This is a genomic window from Neorhizobium sp. JUb45 (assembly GCF_004343585.1).
GTDB lineage: Bacteria > Pseudomonadota > Alphaproteobacteria > Rhizobiales > Rhizobiaceae > Neorhizobium.
Genome location: NZ_SLYW01000024.1, coordinates 1 through 12,019, shown reverse-complemented (window position 1 = coordinate 12,019; position 12,019 = coordinate 1). Strand labels below are relative to the sequence as shown.

At 58.2% G+C, this 12,019-nt stretch carries 14 protein-coding genes; 9 read left to right on the top strand and 5 right to left on the bottom strand.

The genetic code is table 11. The features are described from left to right. Positions 1-51 precede the first annotated feature (51 nt). From EDF70_RS30170 to EDF70_RS29655, 4 genes are all read right to left on the bottom strand, one after another. On the bottom strand, positions 52-1,443 hold the full coding sequence (locus EDF70_RS30170) for a hypothetical protein (RefSeq protein WP_165932195.1): 1,392 nt from the start codon (positions 1,441-1,443) through the stop codon (positions 52-54). Further along, positions 1,430-1,903, bottom strand: a complete 474-nt coding sequence (locus tag EDF70_RS29665; RefSeq protein WP_132281870.1) for a hypothetical protein — start codon at positions 1,901-1,903, stop codon at positions 1,430-1,432. The genes EDF70_RS30170 and EDF70_RS29665 overlap by 14 nt, the downstream gene beginning before the upstream one ends. A gap of 76 nt (positions 1,904-1,979) precedes the next feature. Continuing rightward, positions 1,980-3,512 (bottom strand): Dyp-type peroxidase, encoded by a 1,533-nt coding sequence (locus EDF70_RS29660; RefSeq protein ID WP_132281868.1) that lies wholly within the window; start codon positions 3,510-3,512, stop codon positions 1,980-1,982. Between the two features lie 426 nt (positions 3,513-3,938). Then, entirely contained in the window at positions 3,939-4,838 is a 900-nt protein-coding gene (locus tag EDF70_RS29655; protein WP_132281866.1) for a LysR family transcriptional regulator, read from the bottom strand. A gap of 110 nt (positions 4,839-4,948) precedes the next feature. On the opposite strand from EDF70_RS29655, the gene EDF70_RS29650 reads away from it, so the two are divergent. The 9 genes from EDF70_RS29650 (at position 4,949) to EDF70_RS29610 (ending at position 11,460) form a co-directional block, all read left to right on the top strand. Next, a complete protein-coding gene (locus EDF70_RS29650; RefSeq protein ID WP_132281864.1) occupies positions 4,949-5,581 on the top strand; it encodes an HD domain-containing protein in 633 nt (210 codons plus the stop codon). Between the two features lie 34 nt (positions 5,582-5,615). Further along, complete coding sequence (locus tag EDF70_RS29645; protein ID WP_132281862.1) at positions 5,616-6,302, top strand: amino acid ABC transporter permease; 687 nt, start codon at positions 5,616-5,618, stop codon at positions 6,300-6,302. Position 6,303: 1 nt separating this feature from the next. Beyond that, on the top strand, positions 6,304-6,960 hold the full coding sequence (locus EDF70_RS29640; RefSeq protein ID WP_132281860.1) for an amino acid ABC transporter permease: 657 nt from the start codon (positions 6,304-6,306) through the stop codon (positions 6,958-6,960). Positions 6,961-7,025: 65 nt separating this feature from the next. Beyond that, positions 7,026-7,817: a transporter substrate-binding domain-containing protein gene (locus tag EDF70_RS29635; RefSeq protein WP_165932194.1), complete on the top strand. Its 792-nt coding sequence runs from the start codon at positions 7,026-7,028 to the stop codon at positions 7,815-7,817. A gap of 55 nt (positions 7,818-7,872) precedes the next feature. After that, positions 7,873-8,604, top strand: a complete 732-nt coding sequence (locus EDF70_RS29630) for an amino acid ABC transporter ATP-binding protein (RefSeq protein ID WP_132281858.1) — start codon at positions 7,873-7,875, stop codon at positions 8,602-8,604. A 57-nt stretch (positions 8,605-8,661) separates the two neighbouring features. Next, entirely contained in the window at positions 8,662-9,543 is an 882-nt protein-coding gene (locus EDF70_RS29625) for an NAD(P)-dependent oxidoreductase (RefSeq protein WP_132281856.1), read from the top strand. Between the two features lie 10 nt (positions 9,544-9,553). Continuing rightward, the gene (locus EDF70_RS29620; RefSeq protein WP_132281854.1) at positions 9,554-9,886 is read left to right on the top strand and encodes a hypothetical protein; all 333 of its coding nucleotides are present in this window, start codon (positions 9,554-9,556) and stop codon (positions 9,884-9,886) included. Positions 9,887-9,996: 110 nt separating this feature from the next. Beyond that, on the top strand, positions 9,997-10,893 hold the full coding sequence (locus tag EDF70_RS29615; protein WP_165932193.1) for a DMT family transporter: 897 nt from the start codon (positions 9,997-9,999) through the stop codon (positions 10,891-10,893). Positions 10,894-11,058: 165 nt separating this feature from the next. Next, a complete protein-coding gene (locus tag EDF70_RS29610; RefSeq protein ID WP_245519443.1) occupies positions 11,059-11,460 on the top strand; it encodes a helix-turn-helix transcriptional regulator in 402 nt (133 codons plus the stop codon). Between the two features lie 2 nt (positions 11,461-11,462). Here EDF70_RS29610 and EDF70_RS29605 read toward each other — a convergent pair. Then, positions 11,463-12,019 (bottom strand): LysR substrate-binding domain-containing protein (locus tag EDF70_RS29605; RefSeq protein ID WP_245519442.1); only part of this gene is annotated, 557 nt, incomplete at its 5' end.

Here is a 12,019-nt window from a genome sequence, read left to right as displayed (position 1 = left end):
CAACGCGCTGGCACCGATGATGGTGGCGGCATAATCGAGGCGGAAATCCACTTAACGAAACGCCCGAAGCTGTTCAGACAAACCGAGCCACCTCTTACCAAGGGTCGACCAGTCGGCAGTTGCGCCACCGAAACCCATCAGCCAACTAAATGGCAGGTACGATAACGGTTCAAGATTTATCCGGGGCAGGGCGGTTACTACGCAGCTTGCGATGGCAAGGGTGAAGAGCCGCCGCGCTGAGATCAAAACCGGACCGTGCGTAGATCCGACGATCAGCATCGAGACGATGACGGCGTTCAGGGCCGCGGCGAGAACCTGAATTGCCAGGTAATTGAGCACGCCGTCCAGGAGATATGGGGTGGCGAAATTAATCGGCAGCAGGAAAACGAGCACTACGGACAAAAGAAAGAACTCGAGCTTCGGCGTCACGAGCAGGGACGGGGACGCGAGGATGGACAATCGTTCCCGCTGAGGGATGTGAGAGAATGAAGGCGACAGGATGGTGGTGAGCAGGTCCCGATCGGTGGTTTTTTGTACCCGTTCGTGCGTCGCGAAGATCTGTGTGTATTGCCGCAAGCCGCCGGTCCAAAGAGCGCCCGCAACATCCGCCCGCACCTCGATCAATGACGTCACGAAGGCGACCTGACGGCGAAGTGCCAGCCAACCGAGCGGGATGAGGATCAGGATCACGCCAGCCGCTGCGACAATCCGAACGCAGGCAAAGACGATTGAGAGAGACCCGTCTCCCCGGTCCAGAATCCGCAAACTCTCGTAGCCCAGTACAAGGAGGACAATGACGGCACCGAATCCGGCGGTGACAGCGAGAATGCCTCTTGTTGCGACGACGATGATGTTCAACCAGAACAGGGATCGGGGATCGCGATAGATGAGGTGGGACAGCTCATGGGCGACAATCGCCGTGGCAATCGGATCATCAGACGTTGCCGCGCGCCAGAGCCCCGCGCTGACCTGCAGTTCCGGCCGCGCGTCGCGCGTTGTGGCGTAGGCCGCGATGTCCAGTGCCGGAAACCAGCGAATGCTGGGCGGCGCGCTGTCCGGCGCGAGGCGCCGCCACATGGCCGCAACCATCTCATGCAACTTCAAACCTTTTTCACCCGACAGCTCCCTGAGCCCAGGTGGTGCTAAAATCAATTGTCGCCTTTCCACCAGAACACTCGCCACGCCGATCACAAGGGCGATGGCGCCAGCGAAGATCAAAGGGCTATAACGATCGTTTTGCAGCCATTGGGAGACGGCGTTATCGGGAATGACCGATGCCAACATTGTTGCGCCGATGGCAAAGAGCATGCCTGGGAATACCAGGGCCAGGACTGGCACCAGCACGAAGACCAATACCGCGTAGTGCGTGAGCAACTCCACGGTGGCGCTCTGAGCGAAGGCCACGTCGATTGTATTGTCCGCGTCATTTTCATGTTTTTGCAAGCGCGGCTTCCAACCTTTCGGGAGCAGTGGCTGCGATAAGAGCTTCGATGTCGGCGACTTTCATTTTGCGGGCTTCGCCCGCGAGTGTGATAGCGTTTGCAAGCTTTTGGCTAATCAGGCTCTTGTCCTCAGGTGGTGCTCCAAAGAACCACTTTTTGATCGCAACAAGGGTTGCGTCGGCGGCGGACTTCCCGGTCTTCTCAATGAGCTCTTTTTGGTAGCTCGCCCAGAACTGTTTGGCGGCTTCGACCAGCACCGGCACGACAATGGCACCAAGGATTTCCATTCCGAGGGCGCCGCCTCGTACATCGGATTTCTCAGAAGCCTTCAGCGCCGTATCCAGACCGCCGGCAGGCGCGTCGGCGGCCATCGCCTCCAATGTCACTGCCTCGATGTCAAACTTGCCGCTGCGCAGGACCCCTGCCGCGAGCCAGACCGCTGCCTCATCTTCACTTACCATCGTTATATATCCCGTTCGGTGCCTGGGTTGCGATCGGTTTTGCTAGCTCTCACGGTGATGCCGGAATGTCTCCGTTTTATTGGGAGAGCGGGCCATGCAAGAGAGCGGCGATGGAAGGCATGAAGAAGTAGCCCGCTCCGGTGGCTTGCACAAAGCGCTGCGTGATATTTATCGAGCTACGCGTGTTGCCGGTCGGGTAATTCGGCACGAGTTCGTCCACTACACGCAAGTCGCCCGCGACCTGTCCGATGAGCGGATCATGTCCAGGCGTCACCTGACCGCTGCCGTTGGGCCGGCCCTTTCCGAAGACGAACGTATCGTTATTTGCCCAATCCTTTTGCACAAATTCGAACTGATCGATGATCGAGGTCTGATAACAAACGAACATCAGTCCGCGCGACGCCTCGCTTCCGATCACCTCGCTATCGTTGACCTCGCGTCCGAACGGGATGCCGGCCCGTCTGAGGCGCCGTGTCTGAACCGAAGCCTCACCGCCTTCGCCGGCCAAGGCAGGTATGCCGGGCGCATCGTTGAGATCGTCGCGTGGGTAGGTCTTGCGGATATGGGCAGCGTAAGGACAGCGTCGTTGAGAGGCGTCTTCGTGTTGGAACTCGAAATGGTTGTTTTTGGTTGCATCCGCGCCGAGGGCGGCATCGTCTTGCAACGGCGCAAGAACAAGAGGGGCGCCACTCGGCCAGCGGCCAACCAGACGGGCGGCTAGCAAACCTTCGTCCATTCCCAAGACGCGGCTTTCGTCCTTCACGAACTTCTGGAAGGCCAGCACTCGTTGCTCTAGACGACGAAACACCATGTAGGCGCCATCGTTCATCCAGACAAACGGAGGCTCCACGATCGGACCGGTCGTCTCCTTGGTCGCGTCAGGAAAAGATGGATCGAAACGATCAACCTGCCCCGGATATCCGAATACGAACTCGCCGGGATGAATGAGATCCTGACCAGGCAGGCCCTGTTCGGGATCCGTCGGGTTCATCGGCGGGGTCAGCCCGCGAATACCGGGTTGTGAAATACCATCCTGGAACCCGAAATGTTCAAACCCACGGTGTGGGCGGGTCTGGCCGAGTTCTTCATGGACAACAGCAATCGCGGACCCGAGCAATTGAACAATCGACGTCGCGTGGCTATTCACCTTGGTCTCGTCAGGGCCTGTCACCAACATCACACCATCGATTTTAGTCCCCTGAAAGGCCGGAAGCCACGCGTCGAGTTCGTCTCCCAAAACAGCAGCGCGCGCTTGCGCCCCGGCCACGAAGGACGAGTCAATCATTGCGCTCGTTGTAACGGGATTGTTGCCTAGCAGCTTGTCGAGGCCTGGAGCGGTAAAGCCCAGATTGAGACCGCGCAGGTCGAGCCGCGTACCGGAACCCGAGGCCTTCTCTGCTTTGATGTCTTGCTCTCGGTCCATTACCGACTTGGTGGAGGTCACGAGTGCTGCCAGCATTGGAAGCCGAGCTTTGAAAGCTGGCACGTCCGTGATCGTAAAGAATAGGAATTTTTCGGCGTCTTTCTGAAGTCCGACCAGAATATCGCCCTGAATGTTAGAGATATTTAGCAGCGTAGCCGCAGCATGCGTAAAGCTTTGAACAGACATCACCCGCCCCCCACTGTTTTACACCTATAAGTGGAGCGTATTTTCTACCAATTAGCAAGTATTACTTGCACGCCGCTGGTTAGGTCATTTTCACACATCGAAATTTTGTTGCGAGCCATCGCTTGGGCAGCTCGGCCAACCAGACGATCATCATCCCGACAGCGGGTGCGGCCCACGGTCCTCGGGGAGCTGAGACCGATGACTATTTTGGTAGGCCACCTGGAAACGTGCCCAGCGCAACAATATTCGACAACGGGCACACTTTCCAAGCCGGCGCGAAATCATCCGATTTGGAGGCCGCGTCTGGGCGATTGACAGAGAAACCGTGGGCGCTGGCGCTTAATTTTTTTTCAGGCGGTTCATGAGTCTCCAGCACAGGTCGGCCGTTCGTATCGTTTCATGAGCTTTTCAATTCCAGGCGCTTATCTATCCGCAGAAAGCCGCATCCACTGTCACCTTCCTAACCATTTGGATCACTTGCGGTAGCGCCCGGACGACGGCACCCTTGTTGGTCCCGATGAAGACGTCCTGTTTTGGCAGGCGTGATTGGGTTTTCAGGATCTGCAGCGTTTTATTCTTCACCTGCTCCTGCACCATGCGGGCAGGGAGAATGCTCAGCCCGGTCCCAGCCTCGACAAGCGTGAGGATAGCGCTAATGCTGTTGCACAGGTTCAGCCTGAGGCCAAAGCTGCTATTGCCGCCCAATGCATTCGTCGTCAGCGAGTGAATGTTCGACGGTGCGGGGGTTGAGAAGATCCTCAAATTAAGAAGGTCGCTGTCGGAAACAAATTCGTTGGTGCCGATGAGTTTTGGACTGGCGACCCATTCCACCGTTTGTCGGCCCAGCAGTTCGAGGGCTACATTCTCATGAGAAGGCGGGGTGGAGAGAACTGCTACATCTAGGATACCCTCGGAAAGCTGGCGCGCGAGGTTGTGGCTATTGTCTATGGTGGCGGCGACGCGCGTTCCGGAAAACCGGCTGTCGAGTTCATCGAGCAATGCCGGAAGGCAGGTCGCCGCAAAGCTGTCCATCACGCCAACTCTCAAGGTAGGCAGCCGGGTGTTTCTGGTCTTGATGTTGGATTCTATGTCGCGCGCGATGCCGATCATCGCCTCGGCGTAATGCTTGAGAGCCTCGCCTTCGCTAGTCAAAAGCAGCTGACGTTTCTGTCGCACGAAGAGAGCCACGCCCAGCTGCTCCTCCAGTTCCTTGATGCGGTAGGAAACGGTTGGCTGCGTGACATTGAGTTTGTCTGCCGCGGCATTGAAACTTCGAAGTTGCGAAACCCAGTAGAAGGACTCTACCGCCGAAAAACTGAGTGCCATGGGAACCTGCATAGAAAAATTCTATCGATAGCACGGATTATCCTGATTGGATTTTGAGGGCAATCGTCAATAAGCTCACTTTATAAGCATTAATTGTCGGTGTTGAAAAAATGTACAAATCCATCTCGCGTGAGCACATCCTTGAAGACCTGCCGGAAATCGCGGACATTCAGTCGGCTGAACTGCGCGAGAAGGTCATCGACGCATGGGTGTTTGCGCTGCAGCGCTCCTCATTCGATCGCGTGACGGACATTTCCGGTGAAGGCAGCCCGAACATCTTTTCTCTGAAGCGTGGCACGCAGGACGCTCACCTGCGCGGCGTGACGCGGCTGGCGCTTGCGATCTACGAGGAATTCAAGGCCACCTATCCGGAAGCGAAGGTCGACCGCGATATCATTCTTGCAGGCGGCCTCTGCCATGACATCGGCAAGACCTGGGAATTCGATCCCGAGAAACTGAAGCGTTCCGAGGAACGCGGGGACCGGTATGGCGACCCGACATTCCGTCATTCCGCTTACGGTGCGCATGTCTGCCTGTCCGTTGGATTGCCAGACGAAGTCGGACATATCTGCATGGGCCACGCGATGGAATTCAGCCATATCGGCCACAGCACCGAATGCTTCATCATCCGTCAGGCCGACCATACATGGTGGCATGTCGCGGCAGCGCTCGATCTTTGCCATGCGGACACCATCGCTTTTGCCGGCAAAAACATCCGGGTTCGACCGCTAGGCCTCGAATAAGCGACGGAACTGGAGTGAGAACGCCGAGGTTGCCATGAACTATACTTTCCAATTCGGTCCGCTGGTTGCCTATCTGCCGCAGCTCCTGAACGGGTTGTGGCTGACCCTGGTGCTGTCGTTCCTGGGCATCTTCGGCGGCTTCATGATCGGTGTGGCGTGTGCCGTCGCATCGACCTTGCCCTCGCGGCTGCCGCGCTTTCTGGTACGCTGCTATGTCGAGGTGATGCGCAACACGCCGCTTCTGGTGCAGATCTTCGTGATCTTCTTCGGTCTGCCGAATATCGGCATCCGCATGTCGCCGATGAATTCCGTTCTCATTGCGCTGATGCTCAATAACGGCGGCTACATTGCCGAGATCGTCCGGGGCGGCATCCAGTCGACCCACCGCAGCCAGTTCGAGGCGGCCGAAAGTCTCGGTCTCAGCTATTTCCAGACGCTGCGCTTCGTCATCCTGCCGCCGGCGCTCGAAAAAGTGTTCAGCCCCGTCGTGTCGCAATGCGTTTTGCTGATGCTGTCGACGAGCCTCGTTTCGGCCATCGGCGTGGAAGACCTGACAGGGGCCGCGATGATCGCGAGTTCCGAAACCTTCCGCACGATGGAAGTCTATCTGGTCATCGCTGCGATCTATGTCTCGCTGAACTTCGTATTCCGCGCCCTGCTGAATGCCGCTGGACTGATCATCTTCACCCGTTCCCGCCGCACGCTTCTCCGGAGGACCTGACATGCGCACCTTCGGTACCAACGAGTTCCTCTTCATCGTTTATGCGCTGCAGTGGACGATCACGCTGACGGCAATCGCATTCGTCGGTGGCGGTGTGGTCGGCATTTGCCTTGCGCTGCTGCGGATATCGTCAAGACGGCTGTTGCGGGTGATTACTTCGGGTTACATGCAGTTCGTCCAGGGACTGCCGCTCCTGATCCTCATGTTCGTCTGTTACTACGCGCCCTCACTGTTCGGGCTGGAAGTCAGCGCGATCGCCGCCGCCGCCATAGCGTTGACCATCAACTCCAGCGCATTCCTCGGCGCCATCTGGGAAAGTGCCCTGCGTGCAATCCCGAAAGCGCAGTGGGAAAGCGCCGACGCACTGGCGATGACGCCCTACAAGACGCTGCGTTTCGTCATTGCGCCGCAGGCAATCAGGTTGGCGCTGCCCTCGACGGTTGGCTTCCTTGTCCAGGTCATCAAGCAAACCTCGATCGCTTCGATCATCGGCTTTGTGGAAATCACCCGTGCCGGACAGCTCGTCAGCAATGCCACATTCGAGCCGCTGAAGACCTTTCTCGCCGTCGCGGCACTGTATTTCGCGCTCTGCTTCCCGCTCACGCAAATCAGCCTGTGGCTCGAGCGCCGTGCTGCCCGTCGTGGATCGCGCGCCTGAAAAATCACCAGCGACACGCAGAAGGTCGTTCAACCAACCGGAACATGAAAACTGAGAGGATCAACATGACTTTCAAATCCCTGCTGATGCCGCTGGTCGGCCTGGCAATCGCTTTCGGATCGAGCACGGTCGCCTCGGCCGCCTCGCTCGATGATATCATCGCCAAAAAGAAGGTGACGATCGGTGTCGATCTGTCCGTACCGCCTTTCGGCATCACCAACGAACAGATGCAGCCCGACGGTCTCGATGTGGACGTCGCCAAGCTTCTGGCCAAGGATCTCGGCGTGGAACTGGAACTTGTTCCGGTCACCGGGCAGAGCCGTATTCCGTCGCTTCAGACCGGCAAGGTCGATTTTGTCGTCGCCAGCTTCGGCATCTACACCGAGCGTGCTCTTTCCGTGGCATTCTCCAATCCCTATGGCGGGCACAAGTCGGTCATCATTGCGCCTGAAGGCACCGAGATCAAATCGCTTGAAGACCTGAAGGGAAAGCGCGTCGGCGTTCCGCGCGGCACGGCACATGAGAAAATCCTTTCGGCTGCCAAGATCGACGGGATGGAACTCGTCCGTTTCGACGATGACAGCACGACGCTCAATGCGCTGGTTGCCGGTCAGGTCGATGCGATCGGCACCGTCAACTACATCGCCGCCCAGCTTCAGCAGCGTTATCCTGACAGCAAGTTCGAGGAAAAGGTCACCTATCTCCAGAGCTTCTACGGCGTTGGCATGCGACGCGGAGACCCGGATCTGCTGCACTGGCTGAACACGGTTCTGTTCGTACACAATCAGAGCGGCGAACTCGGCAAGATCTACGAAAAGTGGATGAAAGCGCCCATGCCCGCACTGCCCTCGTTCTAATCTTTACTACCCGCGGGGCGGCTCCTCCGTCCCGCGTCCTTGCCGAGAGGTTGAGATGTCTGTCGTAGTTGCAAACAATATCCGAAAAAGCTTTGGTCCGCTTGAGGTCCTCAAGGGGGTCTCCCTCGATGTTCGCGGTGGCGAAGTTGTTGCCCTGATCGGCCGGAGCGGCTCCGGCAAGAGCACGTTTCTGCGTTGCCTGAACGGACTGGAGACAGTCGATGGTGGCGACATCAGCGTCGCCGGACATGCCATGTCACGGAACCCGGCAGCCCTGCGCAAGCTGCGGCGCGATGTTGGCATCGTCTTCCAGAGCTACAATCTCTTTCCGCATCTGACCGCCGGCGAAAACATCATGCTCGCGCCCGTCCAGGTGAAGGGAGAGAGCAAGGCGGCAGCTCGCGAGGAAGCGTTGCGCTGCCTCACGATGGTCGGGCTTGGGGACCGTTTCGATACCTATCCGGACATGCTTTCAGGCGGTCAGCAACAGCGCATCGCCATTGCCCGGTCGCTTGCCATGCAGCCGAAGGTGCTGCTTTTCGATGAAGTCACGTCCGCACTGGATCCGGAACTCACGGGCGAAGTGCTCGCCGTCATCGAAAACCTCGCCAGGCAGGGCATGACGATGCTGCTCGTCACTCACGAGATGGGTTTTGCCCGGCGTGTGGCCAACCGCACCATCTTCATGAAAGACGGCATCATTCACGAAGAAGGCCCGTCAGCCGAATTTTTCGCAAATCCGAAGACGCCGGAACTGGCCGCCTTCCTTCGCTCCGAAATCGGCTGAACCCAACCAAATTGACCTGGACTTTTTTGACCGTCATTCGACGGGGAGGATATTATTGTGTCGAAACAACAGACGATCGCACTGATCGGATGCGGCGTGATGGGAACCGCTATCGCAACCCGCCTGCTGGAGACCGGCAACGATCTGGTCGCCTACGATCTTGATCCGGCAAAATTGGCGGCACTTGTCGCCAAGGGGGCGACCGGCGCGTCTTCCGCCGCGGAGGCGGTGCGCGCGGCCGGATCCGTGATCCTCAGCCTGAACTCCGCTGCGATCGTTCGAGAGGCGGTCTTCGGCACTGGCGGAGTGGCACAGGGCGCCGCCCGCGGTACCGTCATTATCGACATGTCGTCCATCGATCCGATCGCAACCCGGAAGCTGTGTGCCGATGCCGGTTATCTCGGTTTGCGGTGGGTGGATGCACCTTTGTCCGGCGGGGCGCCGAAAGCGCTTGTCGGCAAGCTGACGGTGATGGCGGGCGGCGATCCGCAGGATTTCGCCGCCGCCAGTATCGTGCTCGATCAACTGTGCGAAAACCTGACCCTGATGGGGCCAAGCGGCGCAGGCCAGACCACCAAGTTGATCAATCAGGTTCTCTGCGGACTGCATTTCGTGGCCGTGGCCGAAGCCACCAAGCTTGCCATTGATGCAGGCGTCGATGCGCAACGCATTCCGGCAGCGCTCAGCGGAGGACGTGCCGACAGCGCCATCCTGCAGGAGTTCATGGCCAAGATGGCGCGCAACGATTATTCGCCAACCGGCCGGATCGACAACATGGTCAAGGATCTCGATGCCGTTCAATCGCTTGCACGCCATACCGGAACGGTCATGCCGATGACCGCGCTCTGCATGGAAATCCACCGGTTTCTGGTCGCGGCCGGACATGGTGCGGCGGACAACGCGGCCCTCATGCGATTTTACGATGGCCCGAGAGGCTGAAAGGAAAAAAATGCTGATCAGATATGCCGAATTCGTCGGTGCAATCCACCAAGGCCGGGAAGAGGAATTCTTCGCTTTCGTTGCCGATGTGCTGACGCCGCTTTGGACAAAGTTCGACGGCGCGGTTCGCGTCACCGTCTCGCGTGAGCTCGAACGGGATGAGGGGGCACCGGAAATGCCTTTGCTCCTGTCCATTACATACCCCGATCGGGCGGCGCTGGAGCGGGCAATGGCATGTGATGCGCGATTTCATTCGCGCGAAGAAACCAAGCGCCTTCTCGAAATGTTTGAGGGCTCTGTCTATCACCGCATCACGGAAGTGACGGCGCACGACCTGGGCTGATGGGCCCTCGTGCCTCCGCCGGTGGATCTCCTGCTTGGATCATCTGGCGGAGGCACAATCAGATTTCCATGCCGCTGCCATTATCGCGCGGCTCTCACGATAGGATATCCATGTCGGACATGTCTTCAGCCGAGGCTGGTTCGCCTGCGGTGCCGGTGTCACATGTCCGCAAGGGTGTGCTGCTTATGCTGTTGGCCGTGATGCTCATCGCATTGATCGACCCTGCGGCCAAATATGCGGGCCGGCACCTGCCGGTGCTTCAGGTGGTCTGGGCACGTTACGCGTTTGGCTGCCTGACGGCATTCGCACTTTTTCGGCCAAGCGTCGATCCGCGCCGCTGGGGTATCCATCAGCCCGGGCTTCAGGCCCTGCGTGCCGCCTGCCTGCTCGGATCCACCGCCTTCAACTTTCTCGCCTTGCGCAATCTCGGGCTGGTCGAAAACCAGGCCATCATCATGTTGGGACCGGTGGTCATCACCGCGCTGTCGATCGTGCTGTTTCGTGAGCGTTTTCGCCCGATCGTCGGAATTGGACTTGGTCTGGGGCTTTTCGGAGCGATGCTTGTCATCCAGCCCGGTGGCGACGTGTTCAAGTTTTCTGCCCTCTACGCCGTCGGAAACGTCATGACCTATGCGGTCTATGTCCTTCTTACAAAGCGCCTGCTGCTGACGGATTCGATGCTCAGCCTGAACATCGTTTCCGTTGCCTTGCCGGCCATCGTGCTCAGCTTTGCCATTGTCGGCGTGTGGCAATGGCCAGAAGATATCGGTGGCTGGATAGCGATGGTCCTCGTCGGCATCATCGGCGGGCTTGGTCATTTTCTGCTCGTGACCGCTCACCGTTATGCGCCCGCCAGTACGCTGGCGCCGCTTGGCTATACGCAGCTTTGCTGGGCGCTCGTCGCAGGCTTTGTCATGTTCGCGGAACTGCCCGACCTTCATACGATCATAGGAGCGATCGTCATTTTGGCGTCGGGGGCTGTCATCATGGTTTCTGGAAGGCGTTAGTTTGTAGCCGAGGCTGGTCAACGAAACCACAGGTTCGGATGCTTCAAAATGATTGGACATTCTTGCGCGCACGAGACCGCTGAGAGTGACCTAGCCTCCAAGTGATGTTTCGGGGCTGACCGCGACAAACTTCTTCTGAAGTCAGCGGATTTGGACCTACCTTTCGTGGGGTACAATCCTGAAATGCTTTCGATACTGACACCGGCGCTCACCGCCGCGTTGGCAGAAATAGAGATGCGTGGCAGTGTAACCGAACACATCAAAGGTATTTTAAAGCGGCGCTTATCCAGCGGTTGCCCAGATATCGCCGATGTCGCTAAGGAGCTCGGGCTGAGCGAAAGGACCTTACAACGACGTATCAGCGACGAGGGGACAACTTTTCGGGCGCTGCTCGACGAAGCAAGGAAGGAACTGGGGAGGACACTCCTGCTGGACGTGTCGATTTCCGTCGAAGAGGTGGCATTTATGCTCGGTTTCGACGATGCGAGCTCTTTCTACCGCTCATTCAAGAGTTGGGAGAAAATGAGCCCCCGTAAGTGGCGAAACAGCCATGGGCATCTGCAGTAGTCTCATTCGCGTGATGGACGAATGTCTCGCCCCGGGAGAACTCCTACCAAGTCTTTTGCGAGGTTGCTCACGACACCTCTGAGCCATCGATGAGCTGGATCGTGACGATATCGCACATGCCAAGCCATTTCGACCGGGAATGTTCCAAGATCGACAGGTGCTTCGACGACGTTTAGCCGCGGGTCGCGTTCGAGGCTGCGGCAGATCATGCGCGGCAATGTTGCGCAATAATCGGTGACCGCGACCATCTCGGGAACCGATAGGAAGTGTGTGACGGAGACAGCAACCTCGCGCTTGAGGTTCTGCTGCCCCAACGCCTGGAATACGCCCGCTCGAATGCGACCGGGTGGCAGGACATTGACGTGTTTCAGGCTCTCGTAAAGATCCCGCGTCAGGCTGGCACCGACATCCGGATGGTCACGACGTACGATGCAGGCCAGTCCGTCGTCCATCAGATGTTGGACGACGAGGTTGTCCGGTGGGTCGATAACCCTTCCCAGCACCATCGCCGTCGTCCCCGAAATCACCCCAGTATCGGCGAGATCGTTGCCGAAAGGCG